Genomic DNA, 20523 nt, shown 5'->3' with positions numbered 1-20523 from the left:
CGATCAGCCCTCGTAGGTGTCGGCCACCATACGATCCAGCAGTCGCACGCCCCAGCCCACGGGGCCGTCGGGAACGGTCGTCCGCGTGGACTTGGTGACCCAGGCCACCGGCGCGATGTCGATATGGGCCCACGGCACGCCGTTGGTGAAGCGCTGCAGGAACAGGCCGGCCGTGATCGACCCGCCGTCGCGCCCGGCCGAGTTCTTCACGTCGGCATTCACGCTGTCCATGATCTTGTCGTACTGCGGCGGCAGCGGCATCCGCCAGACGTTCTCGTTGACCTTGGGACCGGCCGCCAGGATGGCGTCGGCCAGTGCGTCGGAGTTCGAGAACACGCCCGCGTAGTCGAGGCCCAGGGCGACGATCATGGCGCCAGTGAGCGTGGCCAGATCGACCATGAACTTCGGCTTGAAGCGGTCCTGTGTGTACCATAGGGCGTCGGCGAGAACGAGGCGGCCCTCGGCGTCGGTGTTGATGACCTCGACCGTCTGGCCCGACATCGACTTGACGATGTCGCCCGGACGCTGGGCGTTGCCGTCGGGCATGTTCTCGACCAGGCCCAGCACGCCGACGGCATTGACCCTGGCCTTGCGGCCCGCCAGCGCGTGCATCAGTCCGGCCACGGCGGCCGCGCCGCCCATGTCCCAGATCATGTCCTCCATGCCGGCGGCCGGCTTGATCGAGATGCCGCCGGTGTCGAAGCAGACGCCCTTGCCGACGAAGGCGATCGGCGCGTCGCCGGCCTTGCCGCCGTTCCACTGGATGACGGCCAGCTGGCTCTCGCGAACCGAGCCCTGCCCCACGCCCAGCAGGACATGCATGCCGAGGGCTTCCATTTCCTTCTCGCCGAGGATCTCGACCTTCAGGCCCAGACGCTCCAGTTCCTTGACCCGGCGGGCGAACTCGGCCGGGTAGAGGATGTTGGCGGGCTCGGCGACCAAATCGCGCGAGAAGTAGATCGCGTCGGCGACAGCGTTCAGCGGCTCCAGCGCGGCCTTGGCGGCGGCGATGTCCCCGGTGATGATGTTGACGGTCTGGATCGACGGAATCTTGTCCGGCTTTTCCTTGGTCCGGTACTTGTCGAACCGATAGGCGGCCAGACGAACCGCGAAGGCGGCGCGCGCGGCCTCGGCTGCGGACAGGTGCCCAAGATCAATCGTCAGGGTCTCTGCGCCCGACAGCTTCACGGCGTGGTAGGCGGCGCCGGCGGCGGTCTCGAGCGCCAGGTCGTCGAACTTGCCTGCCTCGCCCGCACCGACCAGCACGATGCTGTCGGCCTTCACGCCGGAAGGCGCGGCGATGATCAGGCTGGAATTGGCGCCGCCGGTGAAGCGGCTTGCGGACATCGCGCGGGTCAGAGACCCGTCTGCAGCGGCGTCGTGATCGCCGCCCGCCCCGGCCAGGCTGCGACCGTCATGGACGAGGATGGCGAGAACGCCGGCTGCGCCGGCTTCGGCGACGAAATCGATCTTCATGGAAACGCATACTCCGGCCGGGGTAGACTCCCGGTCATTGAACTGTGGGTGGTCACGCCCGCCATTGTCGGCGGCGCGCCCGGACGTGTATTAGATGCGCCCCAACGTCCGCGCCCGCAACCGGGTGATTTCATCGCCCGCATGACCCTGATTCAACGCTACCTTTTCCGCCAGATCAGTTTGCCCGTCCTAGCGGCCTGCGGCTCGCTGGTCGGAATCGGCCTCCTGAGCCAGAGCCTCGACCAGCTCGAGGTCATCGTCGAGCGCGGGCAGAGCGTCTGGGTCATGTTGAAACTGACGCTGCTGGCGGTGCCCCAGCTGGTCGGCGTCATCCTGCCCATCGGCCTGTTCGTCGGCGCCCTGATCGCCCTGACCCGGCTGCAGAGGGAACAGGAACTGACGGCCGCCTACGCCAGCGGCATGTCGCGCTGGCAGATGATCGCGCCCTCGGCACGGCTGGCCTTGGCCGTGGCTCTCGTGGCCCTGACGACCAATGTCGTGATCCAGCCCTGGGCCCAGCGCACCTCGCGCGAACAGGCGTTCGAGATCCGTACCGACCTCGCCGCCCTGCTGGTCGAGGAGGGCCGGTTCGTTCAGGGCCCCAACGGCCTGACCGTCTACGTCCAGCAGATCGAACAGAACGGCCTGCTCAAGAACCTCTTCATCTACGTCGAGGACGGGGACAAATCGACGACCTGGGACGCGACCGAGGCGCGCTTCGGTCGGGTCGACGGCCAGCCCGTCCTGACCATGAAACAGGGCTCGTGGCAGCAGTACGATTCCAAGGGCGTGCTGAACCAGCTGTCGTTCGACGGTTACGTCTTCCCGCTGGGTCAGTACGTCAGTAACGACGAGCACATCCGCTACAAGCCCGCCGACCTCTGGATCACCCAGCTCTTCACCCCGACGCCTGAGCTGATCCGCGACACGGGTGCCCGCGGCGAGCTGCTGGCCGAGGTGCACAGCCGCCTATCCTCGCCGCTCTACGCCCTGACCGCCATGGCGATGGCCCTGGCCGCCATCATGGGAGGCGCCTTCAGCCGCACGGGTTACGGCATGAGGATCGCCAAGGCCTCTGCCGCCTTCCTGCTGGTTCGCATCTTCGGCTACGCGGTCGTCGCCGCCAGCGCGTGGAACAGCTGGCTGAACGTCTTCCAGTATCTGTTACCCATCGCGGCAACCGCCATCGCCCTTCGACTCCTGTTCCGGGCGCTGAAACCCCGCCGGTCCAAAGGCCGGTCGCCTCTGGCCCATTTGAAGGCGCGGTTCGCATGAGCGGCTTCGGATCCCTCGCCGATGCGCCACGGCACATCCTGAGCGCGCTCCGCATCGGGCGGATCGAACGCTATGTGCTGATCCAGCTCGCCCGCGCGCTGGGCATTGCCCTTGCGGTCATCGCCGCCCTGGTGATGCTGATCGACTTCGTGGAGATCTCGCGCGGCCTGGGGTCGGACACCGACCTGTCGGGCCTGCGCATCCTCGGACTGATGCTGTTGAAGTCCCCTGCCGTGATCGTGCAGCTTCTGCCCTTCGTCTTCCTGTTCGGCACCTTGGGCGCCTTCGTCGGTCTGAACCGGCGTTCGGAGCTGGTCGCCATGCGCGCGGCGGGCATGTCCGCCTGGCGATTCGTCCTGCCTGCGGCCGGGGCCGCGCTCGTGCTCGGCGTGCTCACAGTGACCGTGATCGGCCCCGTGGCCGCCTCGGCCGACGGTCTGTTCCAGCGCGAGCGCGCCCGCATCTCGGGGTCCGTGCTGGGTGCGGAGGAACAACAGGCGATCTGGCTGCGCGAGGGCGACGGCCCGCGTCAGATGGTGATCCGCGCCGGTCGTCAGGACCGCGCCAACGCCCGGCTGCTGGACGTGACCTTCTTCATCTACGCCACCGATCCGCAGGGACAACGCCAGTTCACCGAGAGGATCGACGCCCCGTCAGCCAGCCTCAGCGCGGGCCGATGGCGGCTGTTCGACGCGGTCGGGGCCCAGACCGGCCAGCGTGCGGTCCGCTACGCCACTCTCGACCTGCCGTCGGCGCTCGCGGACGAAGAGGCGTTCGAGCGTTTCGCCCGACCGCAGTCGACGCCCTTCTGGTCCTTGCCCGGTCAGATCCAGCGCATCGAGGACGCCGGCTTCTCCTCCACCGCTTACCGGCTCCGGCTCCAGTCGCTGCTGTCCACGCCCCTGGCCTTCGCCGCCATGACCATCCTGGCCGCAGCCTTCTCACTGCGACTGATGCGTCTGGGCGACCTGGCGCGCATGGCGGTCGCGGCTGTGGTGCTGGGTTTCGCCTTCTTCTTCCTCAGCCAGTTCTCAGCCGCCATGGGTTCGGCCGAAGTGGTGCCGCCGTTCGTGGCCGCCTGGCTGCCCGCGATCCTGACAGCGCTCGCCGCCTTCACCTTGCTGTTCTATACCGAAGACGGGTAAGCGGGCCTCCGGCGGGGGCCTGAAGGAACGGTTGATCAATGCGGGCTGAAGGCGCCGTCTCTCGCAAAAATGCACTGCGTGACCGCCTCCTGGCGGGTGCGGCGTTGCTGGCCTGTGCGCCCCTGCCTGCGATGGCCCAGACCGCGCCCGCCCAGACCTCGCCGCCGGCCGTGATTCAGGACGGCCTGACGCCGGATGCGATCTATATCGAAGCCGACCAGGCCGGGCGTCAGGGCGACGTCATCAGCGCCACGGGCGAACGGGATCGGGTCTATGCCCGTTTCCAGGGGCACACCCTGCGCGGCCGCGCGGTCACCTATGACATCGCCCAGGGCATCGGCACGGCGGACGGCGACGTGGAATTGGTCGATCCCGACCGCAACACCGTCTTCGCCAGCCACCTCGAGCTCGATTCCGACCTGCGAGCCGGCGTCGCCGTCGATTTCGCCACCCGCACGACCAACGGCGCCAGCCTGATGGCCGCCACGGCAGTGCGGCGTTCCGAGAATGTGAACGAGCTGAATTACGCGCTCTTCACCCCCTGCCCGATCTGCGACGCCGAGGGCAATCCGAAGACGCCCAGTATCTCGATCCAGGCCGAGAAGGTGGTCCAGGACGAGGAGCTGCGCGCGGTTCTCTATCGCAACGCCGTGTTCAAGGTCGGCGGGGTTCCGGTTCTCTGGACGCCCTTCTTTGCCCATCCCGACCCGACGGTGGATCGGGCCTCGGGCTTCCTGATCCCGATCTTCAACTATGACGACGGGCGCGGCGTGTCGGTGGAGACGCCCTACCTGAAAGTCATGTCGCCGTCCGAGGACTGGCTGATCAGCCCGCAGTTCAACACCCGGGTCCTGCCGTTCCTTAACCTGCAATGGCGCCGCCGCTTCGCCGAGGGGACCATCGTGGCCCGCGGCGGCTATACCTATGCCCAGAGTTTCGGCGACTTCGACCTGAACGGCGATGGTCGTGCCGAGAGCAACGTCGATTTCGGCGACCGCACCAGCCGCAGCTATTTCCTCGGTTACGGCAAGTTCGACCCGGCGGGCCCCTGGCGCTGGGGCTTTACCGCCGAGCGGACCTCCGACAAGACCCTGTTCGACCGCTACGACGTCATCGACCCGTATCAGGACAACGGCCTCTACTACGGCGACCAGCGCCGGCTGATCAGCCAGCTCTACGCCGAACGCCAGACCGCGCGCTCCTATCTGTCGGTCGCAGCCTTCTCGATCCAGAGCCTGCGGGTCGCCCGGTTCAACGACGTAACCCCGGCGCTGAACGTGTTCGAGTCCGACGGCGCCCTGCCGCTCGTCGCGCCCCTGATCGACGCCCGGTGGGAGCCGGCCGGCGCCGTCCTCGGCGGCCGCCTGCGCCTGCGCGGGTCCGCCGTGTCGCTCTATCGCGACGATTATTTCGGCAGCCCCGTCCTGCGGCCCGAGATCATTCCGGTGGGCTCGACCCTCGGTCTGCCCGGTGTCGACAGCCGGCGTGTGACCGGTCAGCTGGACTGGCGCCGGTCCTTCACCTCACCCGCAGGCGTGCGCTACGAGCCGTTCGTCGATGGCCGCGTCGACGTCTATTCGGTCGCTGACCTGCCGCCGATCCTCGGGCTGAAAGACGAGACCATCACGCGCCAGCGCGCCACGATCGGCCTGGACGTCAGCTACCCCCTGATCCGCCGCCTCAGCGACGGGGCCGATCTCATGGTCGAGCCGCTCGGCCAGATTTCGATCTCGACAGATCCGGACCTCGATCCGCGCATCCCGGTCGAGGACGCCCAGACGCTGGAGCTGGACGAATCGTCCCTGTTCCGGATCGACCGCTTCCCCGGCTACGACCTGATGGAGGGCGGGGTCCGCGTCACGGCCGGGGTGCGCGCTACCGTGCGCTGGAGCGAGGGCCGGACCGCCAGCCTGTTTGTCGGACGAAGCATGCGCGACGCCGAACAGGACAACTTCCGCATCCCGATCCCCGACGCGCCGAACAACCTTTACGATCCGACCGGGCTGGCGGCCCAGACCTCCGACTGGGTGGTTCAGGGCAGCTTCCAGCCGTCCGACCGAATCCGGGGCTGGGGCCACGCAACGGTGGACGGATCGGGCGACATCCGCCGCGCCGAGATGGCCGTGGACGGCCGTTGGGGTCGTCGCAATCTGGCGACCGCCAGCTATATCGTCGACCGCTCCAATCCCCTGAATGGACCCCTCAACCGCAACTACGAATTCGTGCAGTTGGCGGGCCAGCAATTCATCGCGGGAAACTGGGGCGTGGCCGTCGCCGGCATCGCTGACCTTGAACGCAACCTGATCACCCGCTCGGAAGTCGGCGTCGTGTTCGATGACGATTGCTTCCGCATCGAGGTCGGCTATCGCCGCGACAACACCCGCGTCAGCCCTACTGGCCCGTCTGGGGGTGTCTACTTCCGTCTAAACCTCGCCACTTTTGGAGGGTCAGGCTATGGATCAAACGGCTTGCGTTAGGCATGACGCGTAAAGGCGTGCGCCAACCCGGTGGAGAATCGGGGCAGCAGGCTCGAAGGAATCAGGACTGACCATGCGTTTGATGCGTTTTACGGCCGGGGTCGCGATGGCCGCGCTGGTCGCCGGTGCGGCGATTGCCCAGACCGCCCCTGCGGGTCAGGCGGCGGGCACGCTCGATCCTGCCGCCGAGCAGGCCCCCGCCACCGCCGCCGCTGCGGAACCCGAGTTCACCCTGGCGGACGGCATCGTCGCTACGGTCAACGACCAGGTCATCACCGGCTTCGACCTGCGTCAGCGCATGCTGTCGGTCATCGCCATGAGCCAGGTGCAGCCGACCGAGGAGAATATCCCGGCGATCCAGCAGCAGGCGCTCCAGGCGCTGATCGAGGAACGTCTCCAGTCCCAGGAGATCGCCAACTACGAAACCCTGAAGATCAGCGACGAGGAAGTGAATCAGGAAATCGCGGGCATGGCGCAGGAGGCCGGCACGACGCCCGAGAACTACATGGCCTTCCTGGCCCAGGGCGGCATCCGCCCCGAGGCCATGCGCGAACAGCTGCGCACCGAGATCGGCTGGCGTGAACTGGTCGGTGGTCGCTTCAACAGTCGCTCACGCGTCAGCCGCGCCCAGGTCGATCAGACCTTGCGCCAACTGACCGAAGCCGCGTCCAAGCCCCAGTATCTGATCGGCGAGATCTATCTTGAGGCCAACCGCGTTGGCGGCCAGCAGGCGGCCGTGAACGGCGCCGAGCAGCTGGTCACCCAGATGGTCCAGGGCGCGGCCTTCCAGGCCGTGGCCCGCCAGTTCTCGGCCGCGCCTTCGGCGGCCCGCGGCGGCGACGCCGGCTGGGTCGTCCAGGGCACGGTGCAGCCGGCTCTGCAGGCCGCGCTGGACTCGCTGCAGGTCGGTCAACTGTCGCGTCCCATTCCGGTCGATGGCGGCGTCTACATCATCTACATGCGCGACAAGCGCACGGGCGCGGCGACCAGCCTGGTCTCGCTGAAGCAGGCGATGATCGAGCTTCCGGAGACCGCAACCACGGAAGAGGTCGCCGCCGCCACCCAGCGTCTGGAAGGGATCCGCGCCAGCCTGACCTGCGACAATATTTTGCAGCGCGCGACGTCGGAAGCGGGCCTGCTCGGTTCGGACCTCGGCGAAAGCGACGTGGCCAACCTGGCGCCCCAGTTCCAGCAGGTCGCTCGTTCGGCCGAGGTGAACACGGTGTCGAACCCGGTCCGCACGCCTCTCGGCATCCACCTGCTCGCCGTCTGCGGCCGTCGGGTGGGCGGCGTGGATGTCCCCAGCTACCAGGAGGTCGAGGCCCGTCTGCGGAACCAGAACCTTGCGATGCTGGCGCGCCGCTATATCCGTGACCTGCGAGCCGACTCCCTGATCGAAATGAAGTAACCGAGGTGGCGGCGGTTTCCGGCAGCGTGGGGCCGCTGGTCCTCACCCTGGGCGAACCGGCGGGCGTCGGTGCGGAGATCATCGCCAAGGCCTGGAGCGCGCTCTCGGGGCAGGCTCCTTTCGCCGTCATCGGCGACATCCGGCTGCTTGAAGCGCAAGGCGTGCCCGTGCGGGAGATCGGCGACCTGTCCGATGCGGCGACCGTCTTCGCCCGCGCCCTGCCCGTCCTGAATCATCCGGCTCCAGCGCCGATCGAGCCGGGCAAGCCCGATCCGCGCAATGCCGCCGTGGTCGCCGACTGGATCGAGCGCGCCGTGGCCCTGGCCCTGTCGGGCGAGGCGTCGGGCGTGGTCACGGCCCCCATCGCCAAGGCTCCCCTCTATGCCGCCGGCTTCCGCTTCCCGGGGCACACCGAGTTCATCGCCGAACTGACCGCCGACGCTCCCTACGCCGGGACGCGCGGGCCGGTGATGATGCTGACGGCGAAGAACCTGCGCGCCTGCCTTGTCACCATCCACGTCGCCCTGGACCAGGTGCCCGAACTGGTGACCGGGGAGCGCGTCGCCCGCACCGCCCGCGTCGTCCACGAGGTCCTGCGCCGCGACTTCGGCATCGCCCGACCCCGGCTGGCCCTCGCCGCCCTGAACCCGCATGCGGGCGAAGGCGGGGCGCTGGGCCTGCAGGAGATCACCGTCCTGAGGCCGACAGCCGAGGCCCTGCGCGCCGAGGGGATCGACATCACCGATCCCCTGCCCGCCGACACGATGTTCCATGACGAGGCGCGGACGCGGTACGACGCCGCCATCTGCCTGTACCACGACCAGGCCCTGATCCCGGTGAAGACGCTGGACTTCTGGGGCGGGGTCAATGCGACACTGGGCCTGCCGGTCATCCGCACCTCGCCCGACCACGGCACCGGCTTCGACATCGCCGGCAAGGGGATCGCGCGGCCCGACAGCCTGATCGCCGCCATCCGTCTGGCCTCGGAGATGGCGGCGCGGCGAGCGGCGGGCTAACACGGCGCGGTGACCGACCTCCCCCCCCTCCGCGAATCCCTCGAAGCCCACGGCCTGCTGGCCAAAAAGAGCTTCGGCCAGCATTTCCTGCTGGACCTCAACATCACGCGAAAGATCGTCCGCCTCGCGGGGCCGTTCGAGGGCCGGGCCGTGATCGAGGTCGGTCCCGGACCCGGCGGCCTGACCCGCGCCATCCTCGAGAGCGACGCCGGCAAGGTGGTCCTGATCGAGAAGGATCCCCGCTTCCTGCCGCTGCTGGCTGAGCTGGACACCGGCGACGGGCGGCTGACCATCGTCGAGGCCGATGCGCTGAAGGTCGATCAGGGGACGCTGGTCGAGGGGCCGGCCCATGTCGTTTCCAACCTGCCCTACAACGTCGGCACGCCCCTGCTGATCGACTGGCTGACGGGAGCGTGGACGCCTGTCACCATGACCCTGATGTTCCAGAAGGAGGTCGCCGAGCGGATTGTGGCCGCGCCGGGCGACGACGCCTATGGCCGCCTGGCGGTCATCTCCCAGGCCGTGGCCGAAGTGAAGATCGTGATGCATCTACCGGCCGCCGCCTTCACCCCGCCGCCCAAGGTCGCCTCGGCCGTCGTCCATGTCGTGCCTCGCGCCGACCGGCCCGATGCCGCGACCCTGAAGCGGCTGGAGCGCGTAACGGCCGCCGCCTTCGGCCAGCGCAGGAAGATGCTGCGCTCCAGCCTGAAACAGCTGGGTGGCGGCGCCCTGTGCGAAGCCGCCGGAATCGACCCGGACGCCCGGGCCGAAGTCATCGACATCGCGGGCTTCCTCCGCCTCGCCGGAGCCCTCCAGTCATGAGTGAAATCGAACCCTTCCGCGCCATCGCCATCAGCCGTCTGGCCCATGCCCTGAAGGCCGAGGGGCGGTCGGTGATCCACATGGAGTTCGGCCAGCCCTCGACCGGCGCCCCGCCCGCCGCGATTGCCGAGGCGCATCGCGTGCTCGACATCGACAGCATGGGCTACTGGGAAAGCGCACCGCTGAAGGCGCGCATCGCCCGGCTGTACGACGAGCGGTATGGGGTCAGCGTCTCGCCCGACCGGCTGCTGCTGACCAACGGGGCCTCGCCGGCCCTGGTCCTGGGTCTGTCGTCGCGGTTCGCGCCCGGCGACCGGATCGCCATGGCCCGGCCCGGCTATGTCGCCTACCGCAACACGGTGAAGGCCCTGCGGATGGTCCCGGTGGAGATCGCCTGCGGCCCCGACGAACACTACCAGCTGACCGCCGCCGCACTTGATGCGCTGGAGCCTGCGCCGGCCGGGGTGATCATCGCCAGCCCGGCCAACCCGACGGGGTCGGTGATCGCGGCCGAGGAACTGACCGCCATCGCCGGGGTCTGTGCGCGCAAGGGGATCCAGATCCTGTCCGACGAGATCTACCACGGCCTCAGCTACGTCGGGCCCCAGCCGTCGCTGCTGCAGTTCGCGCCCGAGGCCATGGTGATCAGCAGCTTCTCCAAATACTGGAGCATGGCCGGGTGGCGGCTGGGCTGGCTGCTGGTCCCGCACGATCATATCGAGCGGGCCCGCGCCTACATCGGCAACCTGTTCCTGACCCCGCCGTCGCTGAGCCAGCACGCGGGCCTGGTCGCGATGGACCAGCACGCGGTGCTGGAGGGCCATATCGAGACCTACGCCCGCAACCGCACCCTGATGCTGGAGGCCCTGCCGGCCCTGGGCCTGAAGTCCATCGCCCCGCCTGACGGCGCCTTCTACATCTGGGCCGACATCGGCCACCTGACCGACGACAGCGTGGCCTTCTGCGAGCAGCTTCTGAGAGACACGGGCGTGGCCACGGCGCCCGGCGTGGACTTCGATCCCGTCGACGGCCACCGCTTCATGCGGTTCAGCTTCGCCGTCTCGACGCCGGAGATCGAGGAGGCCCTGCGCCGCATTACACCGTGGTTCGAGGCCCGATCCGCCTGACCCGGAATTGCACTCCAGAGGACAGGGTGCACAGAGTGCAAATGATTGATTACAATCAGTTGTAGCCAGACTCTGTCTTTCAGCCTGCGATATTTCTGGACTCTTCCGGGGTCCGAGCGATGCGGCCGGCCCACGCATGGACTCCGCAGAGACGAAGGCTATTCTCTCGCCGCGCAGGGAGGGGGGCCAGATGGCGAAGCTGATCTATGGTCTGAACCAGTCGCTGGACGGCTATGTGGATCACGACGGCTTCGCGCCCGACGCCGTCCTGTTTCGCCATTTCATCGAACACATGGGGCGAGTGACAGGCAGTATCTACGGCGGCCGGATGTACGAGATCATGCGCTACTGGGACGAGGATCAGCCCGAGTGGGACGATGCCGAGCGGGACTACGCCGGGGCCTGGCGCGACAGCCCGAAATGGGTCGCGTCCCGGTCGCACACGTCGGTCGGTCCCAACGCGACGCTGCTGAAGGGCGATCTGGAGACGGCGGTCCGCACGCTCAAGGCGGAACAGGACGGGGAGATCGAGGTCGCCGGACCGGCCTTGGCCGCGATCCTGATGTCGATGGGGCTGATCGACGCGTATCAGATCTACCTGCACCCGGTCGTACTGGGCGGCGGAACGCCCTTCTTCAAGGACGCCCGGCCGCCGCTGCGGCTCGTGGGAAACCAACCGATCGGCGAGTCGGTGGTCCGGCTGACCTACGTCCCGGCCTGAGGCGCGAGGTCTCTTATCACCGTGCACCCCGGCGGAGGCCGGGGTCCAGATGGCGAACTCCTACCTACACGTTGCTCTCGGTGCGAAATCCGAGCCGACGGAATCTGTGATCTGGACCCCGGCCTTCGCCGGGGTGCACGGAGGGGAGGCGAAAAGGCGCTAGACGGCCTCGGCCAGCAGGGCCGACTGGTAATCGGCGACCCAGATGTTGCGGAACCGGCGGCTGCGTTCGGAGTGATAGATGTGGGCCAGCTCCGCATAGGAGCGGTCGAAGTCGTCGTTGACGAAGACATAGTCGAAGTCTGTGCAGTGCTCGATCTCGCCCTTGGCGTTGGCGATCCGGCGCTCGATGACGTCGTCGGCGTCCTGCGACCGGGTCACCAGACGGCGCTTCAGCTCTTCGAGGGTGGGCGGCAGGATGAAGACCCGCACGGCGTCTTCCGGGCACTTCGTCGCGATATCGCGCGCGCCCTGCCAATCAATGTCGAACAGCACGTCACGACCCTCGGCGAGGGCCTTGTCGATCGGCGCGCGCGGGCTGCCGTAGCGAGAGCCGTGGACGTCGGCCCATTCCAGGAAGGCGTCGGCGTCGATCAGGCTCTGGAAGTCTTCCGGCGAGACGAAGTGATAATCGCGGTCGGCCACCTCGCCCGGGCGGATGCTGCGCGTGGTCATCGAGACCGACAGCTCCAGCCCGCCGTGGTCGGCCATCAGCCGTCGGCACAGCGACGTCTTGCCGGCCCCCGAGGGGCTGGCGACGATCAGGAGGACGCCCCGACGGGGCGTGCGTTCATTCGACATTCTGTACTTGCTCTCGAAGCTGTTCGATGACCGCCTTCAGGTCCAGGCCTGTGGCGGTCAGCGCGGTCGTAGCCGATTTCGAACAGAGGGTGTTCGCCTCGCGCATGAACTCCTGCATCAGGAAGTCCAATTTGCGGCCCGAAGGCGGTTGATCCAGCAGGGCGCGGGCAGAGGCGACGTGTGCGGTCAGCCGGTCCAGCTCCTCGCGCACATCCGCTTTCGTCGCGAGCGCGGCGGCCTCCAGCACGATCCGGTCTTCAAGCCCCGGCGCGTCAGGTGCCAGTTCGGCCATGCGGCGGGCGAAGCGTTCGCGGACGGCTTCCGTCTGGGCGGCGGCCCCGGTCTCGGCCGTGGCGACGAGGCTCTCGATGCGGGAGACGAAGTCCTCGATCACGGGCCGCAACTGGGCGCCCTCGCGTTCGCGGGAGAGTTTCAGCGCGTCGAGCGTCTGTTCGACGGTGGCGGACATGGCGGCCTCGATCGGGGCGCGTGCCTCGGGATCCTCGGCCTCCTCGTCGATATCCAGCACGCCCCGCAGGGCCAGCAGGCCATCGGCGGAGGGCGGCGTCGCCCCCTCCTCGGCCAGCTGGTTGGCGAGCTGGAAGTAACGGGCCAGCACGGCCTCGTTGACCTTCAGGGCCGAGGCGTCGCCCTGCGCGCGGCGCGCCTGGATGCCGATCGTGACCTGACCCCGGCTCAGACGCGCCTGACCGGCTGCCTTGGCGAGCCGCTCGAGGTTGTCGAAGCCGTTCGGACCCCGGAAGCGGACCTCCAGATTGCGACCGTTGACCGAGCGCGCCTCGACCGACCAGGTCCAGCCGTCGAGGGCGCCATCGGCCCGGCCGAAGCCGGTCATTCCGGACAGGATGGGGCCTGACGACACGCTCACGGTCCGTTCGCCGGAACCGGCGGTGTGGTCGCCGGGGGCGTGGGACGCAGGGTCCGCGACGGCGTCACCGTTCCCGGCGCCTGCATGGTGATCACGGCCTCGCCGGTCACGGTGGGCGGGGCGACCGCCGCGCCTTCCGGCGCGCCCTGTCCGGGCGGCGGGGCGCCGGGAACCGCGCCGGGCGGCAGGGTCTCGGCCGGCGGGGCCTTGCCCGCCTCGATCGCCCGCCAGCGCGACACGTTCATCAGATGCTCTTCATAGGTCCGGGCGAAGGCGTGGCCGCCCGTCCCGTCAGCGACGAAGAACAGGTCCTGGGTCGTCGGCGGATTGAGCACCGCCTCCAGCGCCTGACGGCCAGGATTGGCGATCGGCGTCGGCGGCAGGCCGTCGATCAGATAGGTGTTCCAGCCCGTGTCGCGCTGCAGCTCCGACAGACGGATGCCGCGTCCCAGCGGACGGCCTTTGGTGATGCCGTAGATGATGGTCGGATCGCTCTCCAGCCGCATGCCGATCCGCAGCCGGTTCGAAAACACGGCCGCGACGCGCGGCCGTTCGCGCGCCAGCCCGGTCTCCTTCTCCACAACAGACGCCAGGATCACGGCCTCCTCGGGGGTCCGGACGACGGTGTTGGGGCTGCGGGCGGCCCAGAGCTCGGCCAGATTGTCGGCGGCGTCGCGCTGCATCCGCGCGATCACCGAGGCCCGGGTCTCGCCCCGCGAGATCTCATAGGTGTCGGCCCACAGGGAGCCCTCCTCCGGGTCCTCGTCGATGGTCCCCGTCAGGATCGTCTCAGCGTTCAGGATGTCCACCGCCTGGGCCGAGGACCAGCCCTCGGGGATGGTCACGAAATGGCGCACCACCCGCCCGTCGGTCAGCAGGCCAATGACGGCCTTCAGCGAGGCGCGGGTCGGCACTTCGTACTCGCCGGCGCGCAGTCGACGATCCGCCCCGGTCAGGGTGGCGGCAGCCTTGAACATGTCGACGGACCGGATCACGCCGGCGCGCTTCAGCGTCGCGGCGATGGCCGAGACGCCCGACCCGGACGGGAGGGTGACCACCGTCGTGTCGCCTTCGCGCGCCGTCGGCCCGGGCGCGTAATAGACGCTCCATCCCCAGGCCAGGGCCGCAATCAGGAACAGGCTGAAGGTCGCGGACGCCGCCAGCAGCGCCGCCATCAGACCCGGACGCTGCCGTTTCGGCGCCCCCCCGGCGTTCGCCACGGTCAGGCGACCTTGCGGAAGATGATCGAGGCGTTGGTGCCGCCGAATCCGAAGCTGTTGGACATGGCCACATCGATCTCCATCGGCTTGCCCCTGTGTGGCACGAGATCGATGGCGGTTTCGTGTTCCGGGTCGTCGAGGTTGATCGTCGGCGGCGCGATCTGGTCGCGGATGGCCAGAATGCTGAACACCGCCTCGATGGCCCCGGCGGCGCCGAGCAGGTGTCCGGTCATCGATTTGGTCGAGGACATGGCCATGTCTTTCGCATGATCGCCGACCAGCCGCTCGACCGCGCGCAGCTCGATCCAGTCGGCCATGGTCGAGGTACCGTGGGCGTTGACGTAGTCTATGTCCTCGACCGCGATCCCGGCCCGTTTCACCGCCGCCTTCATGGCGCGATAGGCGCCGTCTCCGTCCTCGGACGGAGCGGTGATGTGCCAGGCGTCGCCCGACATGCCGTAGCCAATGACCTCGGCGTAGATCTTCGCGCCACGCGCCCTGGCGTGTTCGTATTCCTCGAGGATGACGACCCCGGCGCCCTCGCCCATGACAAAGCCGGCATGACCGCGGTCATAGGGGCGAGAGGCCTTCTCCGGCGTGTCGTTATAGGCGGTGCACAGGGCCTTGCAGGCGAGGAAGCCGGCGATACCGAGCGGCACGATGGAGCTCTCGGCCCCGCCCGCCACCATCACATCGGCATCGTCCAGCATGATCATCCGCGCCGCGTCGCCGATGGCGTGCACGCCGGAGGCGCAGGCCGTCACGACGGCGTGGTTCGGCCCCTTCAGGCCGTGGCGGATCGAGATCTGGCCGCTGGCCAGGTTGATCAGGGCCGAGGGGATGAAGAAGGGGCTGACGCGGCGCGGACCGGATTCGGCCAGGATCGCCGCGCTGTCGGCGATGGGACCCAGGCCGCCTATGCCCGCCCCCATGATGACGCCGGTGCGTTCCTTGTCCTCGTCCGTCTCGGGATGCCAATTGGCGTCATTCAGAGCCTCGTCGGCCGCTGCGATGCCGAACAGGATGAAGTCGTCGACCCGCTTGCGTTCCTTGGGCGTCATGATGGCGTCGGGATCGAAGCTGCCGGGGATGTCGGGCCCGCCCCCGCCGCGACCGTCCACGCTCGGAACCTCGCCCGCGATGGTGCAGCCGAAGCCCTCGGTATCGAAGGCCGTGATCTGTCGGATGCCGGAACGGCCCTCGAGAATGCCTTTCCAGCTTAAATCGACCCCGTTGCCCAGGGGCGTGACAAGGCCGAGACCGGTAACGACGACGCGACGCATGATGTCGGGCTCCAGCTCCACGAATCCTGAATCAGAAACAGTAATGGCCGCCGGGCCTCTCCGCTAGGAGGGCCGGGCGGCCATTGACTGCCGGCTGAGCCGACCGAGGCTTAGGCCGCGGTCTTCTCGTCGATGAACTTCACCGCGTCGCCGACGGTCTGAATGTGTTCGGCGGCGTCGTCGGGGATCTCGATATCGAACTCTTCTTCGAAGGCCATGACCAGTTCGACGTTGTCGAGCGAGTCAGCGCCCAGGTCGTCGATGAAGCTGGCCTTTTCGGTGACCTTGTCCGGATCGGCGTCCAGGTGGTCGATGACGATCTTGCGGACGCGTTCCAGGGTGTCGGACATGTGTGTCTCTGCCTTCTAGAGCCGCCGGGGCGGCGTATGATGGTCTTGCCGTCTCACGACGGCTCCGCTTGCGCAAGAGGCAACGCCTCACTGACCCAACCGGTTGCCCGGCCTTTAGCACACCCCTCGGCGAGGGAAATAGGTGTGAACTCTCATTGATGGGCGATCGCGCGGTCGCGCGACTTGAGCCCGAGGGCCTTGATCAGCGGCGGCGGTTGACCCACCAGACCAGGGCGCCGCCCACCAGGGCCATCGGCGCACCGTAGATCGCCCAGATGATCTGGCCGGTCATGAAACTGCCCGGCAGGACGTTCAGCCCCTGAAGCACCCAGATGACGCCGATCAGCAACAGCGGACCGCTGAGGATGGTGGCGAGGTAGCGGAGGGCGATCATCAGATCATCGCCATGCCGCCGTTCACGTGCAGCGTCTGCCCCGTGACATAGGCGGCTTCGTCGGACGACAGATAGACGGCGGCGGCGGCGATCTCGTCGCCCGTGCCCAGACGCCCGGCCGGGATGTTGCGCAGAATGCCCTCGCGCTGCTGCTCGTTGAGCACGTCGGTCATCGGCGAGGTGATGAAACCCGGGGCGATGCAGTTCACGGTGATGCCCCGGCTGCCGACCTCCTGGGCCAGAGATTTGGAAAAGCCGATCATCCCGGCCTTGGACGCCGCATAGTTGGTCTGGCCGGCATTTCCGGTGACGCCGACCACCGAGGTGATGCCGATGATCCGGCCCGAACGGCGCTTCATCATCCCCTTCATCACGGCGCGCGACAGGCGGAAATAACTCTCGAGATTGACGGTGAGGACGGACTGGAAGTCCTCGTCCTTCATCCGCATCAGCAGGCCGTCCTTGGTGATGCCCGCATTGGCGACGAGGATATCCAGGGGAGCTCCCGCCACGGCTTCCGCCGCCGCCACGAGGCCATCGACAGAGGTCGGCTCCGACAGGTTCGCGGCCGAGAACGTCGCACGGTCCCCAAGCTCCGCCGCCAGTTGCGCCAGAGCGGCCTCGCGCGTGCCGGACAGGACGACGGTGGCGCCCTGCGCGTGCAGGGCGCGGGCCACGGCCCCGCCGATACCGCCCGTGGCGCCGGTAATGAGGGCGGTCTTGCCTGTGAGGTCGAACATTTGAGTCTCCCTGTCCCTTCTCCCTTTGTGGGAGACGGTGGCCCGGAGGGCCGGATGAGGGGTCACGCGGACCTCTCCGATTGGTTTGCGACGGGTCACCGCATAGACCGGTGCGCCCCCTCGTCTGTCAGCCCCCGATCACCTCGGAGGGCTGCCACCTTCTCCCGCAAGGGGAGACAGAAATCAAAGCGACTTCGCAAATGCCTCGATATCTTCCGGCGTGTTGAGCGCCAGGCTCTCGGCGTCGGGGGCGATGCGTCTGGCCATGCCGATCAGGACCTTGCCGGAGCCGACCTCGACGAAACGGGTCACGCCCCCTTCGGTCGCCATCCACTCCATCGACTCGCGCCAGCGGACGCGACCGGTGACCTGTTCGACCAGCAGGCGACGGATCGCAGCGGCGTCGGCTTCAGGCCGGGCGGTGATGTTGGCCACGAGCGGCACGACGGGAGAGACCAGCGAGGCCGCCGCCAGGGCGGTCGCCATCTCGTCGGCGGCGGGCTGCATCAGCGGACAGTGGAAGGGCGCCGAGACGTTCAGCGGGATCGCCCGCGCGCCCAGTTCCTTGGCCTTTTCGATGGCGCGATCGACGGCGGCCTTCTCGCCCGAGATGACGACATTGCCGTTGTTGTTGTCGTTGGCGACGACGCAGACCCCGAGCTCGGCGCCTGCCGCAGCGGCGGCTTCGGCCAATGCGAGGTCGGTTTTCGGCCCGATGAGGGAGGCCATCGCCCCCTGTCCCACGGGCACGGCCCGCTGCATGGCCTGGCCGCGCAGTTTCAACAGGCGGGCGGTGTCGGTCAGCGACAGGGCGCCCGCCGCCGCCAGGGCAGAATATTCGCCCAGCGAATGGCCGGCGACGAAGGCGGCGCGATCCACGGAGACGCCGAACTCCTTGTCCAGCACCCGCATGACGGCCAGGGACACGGCCATCAGGGCCGGCTGGGCGTTCTCGGTCAGGGTCAGCTGGTCCTCGGGTCCGTTGCGCATCAGGCCGGACAGATCCTGTCCCAGGGCCTGGTCGATCTCGGCGAACACATCCCGCGCCGAAGCGAAGGCGTCGGCCAGCGCCGCGCCCATGCCGACCGCCTGGCTGCCTTGTCCGGGGAACAGGAGGGCGAGGGTCATCGATAGGGTCCGTGATCGTTGTCAGAAGCGCGGAGGGGTAGGCCAACCTGTCCATCGGCTCAAGGCCGACAAGACCCCGCAAGCGTCGCCGTTCATCCGACACAATCACCAGCAACCTAGGGTTAAGAGTAGGATTCTTGGGGGCGTTGCATGGCGGTTGGACGTAGGAGCGTGTGCGCGCTGGCGGGTGCGGCCGTCCTGGGTTTGAACCTCGTCATTTCGTCCGCCGCCTTGGCTCAGGCCAGCGTCGCGCTGACCGTCGATGCCAATGTCACCAACTACCCGGCGACCTTCTTCACAGAGTTCCGACCGGTGACGGCGCTGGACATGATCGGGCGCATTCCGGGCTTCCAGTTTGACGGCGGCACGTCGGGCCGGGGCTTCGCCGGAACCGTCGGCAACATCCTGATCGACGGCGAACGCCCGCCGGTCCGCAGCGATTCCCTTCAGTCCATCCTGTCCCGTATCCCGGCCGCGCAGGTCGTTCGCATCGACATCGTTCGAGCGGGCGCCGGCGGTATCGACATGCAGGGCAAGGCGGTCGTGGCCAACGTGATCCGCCGCCCTGACGGCGGCGTGTCCGGCTCCGTTTCCGCCAGCGTTACGGACAACACTCAGGGCCGCCTTCAGCCCAATCTGAACCTGCAAGCCCGGCGCCAGTGGGACGGCCGATCGCTGGAAGCCTCGCTCAGCGCCTATCAGGGATCGGGAGACAACCACGGCATCCGCGAGCGTCGATCGCCGACTGGCGCGCTGCTCCTGCTCGCCCGCAGCCAGGGGGTGTTCGACTTCCACGGCGTGTCCGGCACTACGGTCTACGAGGGGCCGTTCGGCGGCGGGCGCATCCGCCTGAACGGCCTCGTTGACGTCAACGGCAGCGGCTATGAGGGCGACGATATCCTGATCGTTCCGTTCGGTCGCGAAACCTCCCTGTCTGAAAGCACCCAGACCAAGGGCGAGATCGGCCTGCGCTGGACCCGAAGCCTGCCCCTCGGGGCGACACTGGAAGTTCTCGGCTCACAACAGCTGATCGACAACGACAGCATCGGTTCCTATGACACTCCCGACTTCACCTCGGCTACGGTCAGCGACGGATGGCGCGGGGAAAGTATCGGATCGGGGTCTCTGAAGTTCGCCTCGCTCGAGACCCCCTGGGGATCGATCGACTTCGAGGCGGGGTCCGAGATCGCCTTCAACTTCGTCGAGAGCGGCACCGCCTACCTATTCGACGGCTCACCCCTACTGCTTCCGGGAGACGACACCCGGGTGGAGGAACTACGCAGCGAGAGTTTCGTCTCCGGCGTCTGGACGCCCCGCGAAAACCTAAGCGTCACTGGCGCGCTTCGTTATGAGCGGTCGCGCATCACCACGACGGGCAGCGGGGGCGGGGCCGAAACCGATCTCAGCTTCCTCAAGCCCCGCCTGAACGTCGCCTGGACTCCGGCCCCGGGGCATCAGATGGCCTTCAAACTGGAGCGCAACGTCGATCAACTCTCTTTCGGCGCCTTCCAGGCCTCCGCCGCCTTCTCGACCGGCATCTTCGGGCGCGGCAACCCGGACATCCGTCCGGCACAGATCTGGTTGACCCAAGCCCGATATGAACGGGTTTTCGGTCGTCAGGGCTCGTTCGTCGCCGAACTGACCCACGAGGCCTACGACGACGTCCTGGGTCAGGTGGTCGTCTTCGAGACCCCGCCGGGCTACTCAACGCCACGCCAGTACAACGTTACCCGCAACGTCGGGACGGCGACGCGCGAGACCGCGAAATTCACCGGCCGCCTGCCTTTGGACAGCTACGGCATGCGCGGCGGCATCGCCTCAGCAACGCTTCAGCTGCGGCAGTCCGAAACCCGCGATCCCGTGACCCTGCTCGAACGGCGTCTTTCCGGCGAGCAACCCGTTACCCTGAGCCTGGGCCTCAGCCAGAACCTGGTCAGCCAGGGCATCAACTGGAGCGTCAGCGCATCGACCGCCCGGCCCGGGCGCAGCTTCGGCCCCAGCACCCTGTCGCGCTTCTCGATCGATCCCACATTCAACGCGGGTCTGAGTTGGCGGCCAGATGATCGCCTCAGCCTCGGCGGCGGAGTTACCGTCTCCGGCGGGTCAAACAACGAGTTCGTGCTGTTCGGCGCGCCGCGTGATCGCGGCGTCCCGGTCTATTCCGAAACCTCGCGCTCCAACGGCACGATCAGCGCCTATGGCAGCGTGCGCCGCAGCTTCTGATCAACGAACCGCTTGCGTCATTGCCCTC

The 20523-nt window shown here is 67.9% G+C and carries 18 protein-coding genes; 9 read left to right on the top strand and 9 right to left on the bottom strand.

Translation table 11 applies throughout. The features are described 5' to 3' along the window. Positions 1-3: 3 nt before the first annotated feature. Positions 4-1476, bottom strand: coding sequence for a leucyl aminopeptidase (locus ACP7AZ_RS14315; protein WP_426039310.1), 1473 nt, complete (start codon positions 1474-1476; stop codon positions 4-6). A 141-nt stretch (positions 1477-1617) separates the two neighbouring features. On the opposite strand from ACP7AZ_RS14315, the gene ACP7AZ_RS14310 reads away from it, so the two are divergent. From ACP7AZ_RS14310 to ACP7AZ_RS14275, 8 genes are all read left to right on the top strand, one after another. Continuing rightward, positions 1618-2751 (top strand): LptF/LptG family permease, encoded by a 1134-nt coding sequence (locus ACP7AZ_RS14310; protein WP_426039309.1) that lies wholly within the window; start codon positions 1618-1620, stop codon positions 2749-2751. Then, complete coding sequence (gene lptG, locus ACP7AZ_RS14305; RefSeq protein WP_426039308.1) at positions 2748-3896, top strand: LPS export ABC transporter permease LptG; 1149 nt, start codon at positions 2748-2750, stop codon at positions 3894-3896. Before ACP7AZ_RS14310 ends, lptG begins: the two co-directional genes overlap by 4 nt. A 38-nt stretch (positions 3897-3934) precedes the next feature. Next, complete coding sequence (locus tag ACP7AZ_RS14300; RefSeq protein ID WP_426039307.1) at positions 3935-6373, top strand: LPS-assembly protein LptD; 2439 nt, start codon at positions 3935-3937, stop codon at positions 6371-6373. 73 nt (positions 6374-6446) lie between these two features. Continuing rightward, positions 6447-7781 (top strand): peptidylprolyl isomerase, encoded by a 1335-nt coding sequence (locus ACP7AZ_RS14295; protein ID WP_426039306.1) that lies wholly within the window; start codon positions 6447-6449, stop codon positions 7779-7781. Positions 7782-7786: 5 nt separating this feature from the next. Beyond that, positions 7787-8797 (top strand): 4-hydroxythreonine-4-phosphate dehydrogenase PdxA, encoded by a 1011-nt coding sequence (gene pdxA, locus ACP7AZ_RS14290; RefSeq protein WP_426039305.1) that lies wholly within the window; start codon positions 7787-7789, stop codon positions 8795-8797. Between the two features lie 9 nt (positions 8798-8806). Beyond that, positions 8807-9619 (top strand): 16S rRNA (adenine(1518)-N(6)/adenine(1519)-N(6))-dimethyltransferase RsmA, encoded by an 813-nt coding sequence (gene rsmA, locus ACP7AZ_RS14285; RefSeq protein ID WP_426039304.1) that lies wholly within the window; start codon positions 8807-8809, stop codon positions 9617-9619. Then, a complete protein-coding gene (locus ACP7AZ_RS14280; protein WP_426039303.1) occupies positions 9616-10746 on the top strand; it encodes a pyridoxal phosphate-dependent aminotransferase in 1131 nt (376 codons plus the stop codon). The genes rsmA and ACP7AZ_RS14280 overlap by 4 nt, the downstream gene beginning before the upstream one ends. Before the next feature lie 190 nt (positions 10747-10936). Continuing rightward, entirely contained in the window at positions 10937-11467 is a 531-nt protein-coding gene (locus tag ACP7AZ_RS14275) for a dihydrofolate reductase family protein (RefSeq protein ID WP_426039302.1), read from the top strand. 159 nt (positions 11468-11626) lie between these two features. Here ACP7AZ_RS14275 and gmk read toward each other — a convergent pair whose 3' ends face one another. The 8 genes from gmk to fabD form a co-directional block, all read right to left on the bottom strand. Beyond that, entirely contained in the window at positions 11627-12268 is a 642-nt protein-coding gene (gene gmk, locus ACP7AZ_RS14270) for a guanylate kinase (RefSeq protein WP_426039301.1), read from the bottom strand. Then, positions 12258-13124, bottom strand: a complete 867-nt coding sequence (locus ACP7AZ_RS14265; protein WP_426039355.1) for a YicC/YloC family endoribonuclease — start codon at positions 13122-13124, stop codon at positions 12258-12260. Before ACP7AZ_RS14265 ends, gmk begins: the two co-directional genes overlap by 11 nt. A 29-nt stretch (positions 13125-13153) precedes the next feature. Further along, the gene (gene mltG / locus ACP7AZ_RS14260; RefSeq protein WP_426039300.1) at positions 13154-14377 is read right to left on the bottom strand and encodes an endolytic transglycosylase MltG; all 1224 of its coding nucleotides are present in this window, start codon (positions 14375-14377) and stop codon (positions 13154-13156) included. A 2-nt stretch (positions 14378-14379) separates the two neighbouring features. Then, positions 14380-15660: a beta-ketoacyl-ACP synthase II gene (gene fabF, locus ACP7AZ_RS14255; protein WP_426039299.1), complete on the bottom strand. Its 1281-nt coding sequence runs from the start codon at positions 15658-15660 to the stop codon at positions 14380-14382. A gap of 110 nt (positions 15661-15770) precedes the next feature. Further along, positions 15771-16010 carry an acyl carrier protein gene (locus tag ACP7AZ_RS14250; protein ID WP_013270001.1) on the bottom strand — a complete coding sequence of 80 codons (240 nt, stop codon included), beginning with the start codon at positions 16008-16010 and terminating at the stop codon, positions 15771-15773. A 202-nt stretch (positions 16011-16212) separates the two neighbouring features. Further along, entirely contained in the window at positions 16213-16404 is a 192-nt protein-coding gene (locus ACP7AZ_RS14245) for a hypothetical protein (RefSeq protein WP_426039298.1), read from the bottom strand. Next, a complete protein-coding gene (fabG, locus tag ACP7AZ_RS14240) occupies positions 16404-17144 on the bottom strand; it encodes a 3-oxoacyl-[acyl-carrier-protein] reductase (protein WP_426039297.1) in 741 nt (246 codons plus the stop codon). Before fabG ends, ACP7AZ_RS14245 begins: the two co-directional genes overlap by 1 nt. 183 nt (positions 17145-17327) lie before the next feature. After that, on the bottom strand, positions 17328-18272 hold the full coding sequence (gene fabD / locus ACP7AZ_RS14235) for an ACP S-malonyltransferase (RefSeq protein WP_426039296.1): 945 nt from the start codon (positions 18270-18272) through the stop codon (positions 17328-17330). 150 nt (positions 18273-18422) lie between these two features. Here fabD and ACP7AZ_RS14230 point away from each other — a divergent pair, with 150 nt between their 5' ends. Further along, positions 18423-20495: a TonB-dependent receptor plug domain-containing protein gene (locus ACP7AZ_RS14230; protein ID WP_426039295.1), complete on the top strand. Its 2073-nt coding sequence runs from the start codon at positions 18423-18425 to the stop codon at positions 20493-20495. Positions 20496-20523: the final 28 nt, after the last annotated feature.

It is taken from the genome of Brevundimonas sp. DC300-4 (assembly GCF_049897365.1).
In the GTDB taxonomy this organism is placed as follows: Bacteria; Pseudomonadota; Alphaproteobacteria; order Caulobacterales; family Caulobacteraceae; genus Brevundimonas.
The sequence above is the reverse complement of the archived record's forward strand: the minus strand, read 5'-3'. Positions and strand labels throughout refer to the sequence as shown.

Bases quoted from the DNA above. Each gene is read 5' to 3' on its own strand.
- ACP7AZ_RS14315 (WP_426039310.1), bottom strand. From the start codon at position 1,476: ATGAAGATCGATTTCGTCGCCGAAGCCGGCGCAGCCGGCGTTCTCGCC.
- ACP7AZ_RS14310 (WP_426039309.1), top strand. From the start codon at position 1,618: ATGACCCTGATTCAACGCTACCTTTTCCGCCAGATCAGTTTGCCCGTC.
- lptG (WP_426039308.1), top strand. From the start codon at position 2,748: ATGAGCGGCTTCGGATCCCTCGCCGATGCGCCACGGCACATCCTGAGC.
- ACP7AZ_RS14300 (WP_426039307.1), top strand. From the start codon at position 3,935: ATGCGGGCTGAAGGCGCCGTCTCTCGCAAAAATGCACTGCGTGACCGC.
- ACP7AZ_RS14295 (WP_426039306.1), top strand. From the start codon at position 6,447: ATGCGTTTGATGCGTTTTACGGCCGGGGTCGCGATGGCCGCGCTGGTC.
- ACP7AZ_RS14280 (WP_426039303.1), top strand. From the start codon at position 9,616: ATGAGTGAAATCGAACCCTTCCGCGCCATCGCCATCAGCCGTCTGGCC.
- ACP7AZ_RS14275 (WP_426039302.1), top strand. From the start codon at position 10,937: ATGGCGAAGCTGATCTATGGTCTGAACCAGTCGCTGGACGGCTATGTG.
- gmk (WP_426039301.1), bottom strand. From the start codon at position 12,268: ATGTCGAATGAACGCACGCCCCGTCGGGGCGTCCTCCTGATCGTCGCC.
- ACP7AZ_RS14265 (WP_426039355.1), bottom strand. From the start codon at position 13,124: ATGACCGGCTTCGGCCGGGCCGATGGCGCCCTCGACGGCTGGACCTGG.
- fabF (WP_426039299.1), bottom strand. From the start codon at position 15,660: ATGCGTCGCGTCGTCGTTACCGGTCTCGGCCTTGTCACGCCCCTGGGC.
- ACP7AZ_RS14250 (WP_013270001.1), bottom strand. From the start codon at position 16,010: ATGTCCGACACCCTGGAACGCGTCCGCAAGATCGTCATCGACCACCTG.
- ACP7AZ_RS14245 (WP_426039298.1), bottom strand. From the start codon at position 16,404: ATGATCGCCCTCCGCTACCTCGCCACCATCCTCAGCGGTCCGCTGTTG.
- fabG (WP_426039297.1), bottom strand. From the start codon at position 17,144: ATGTTCGACCTCACAGGCAAGACCGCCCTCATTACCGGCGCCACGGGC.
- fabD (WP_426039296.1), bottom strand. From the start codon at position 18,272: ATGACCCTCGCCCTCCTGTTCCCCGGACAAGGCAGCCAGGCGGTCGGC.
- ACP7AZ_RS14230 (WP_426039295.1), top strand. From the start codon at position 18,423: ATGGCGGTTGGACGTAGGAGCGTGTGCGCGCTGGCGGGTGCGGCCGTC.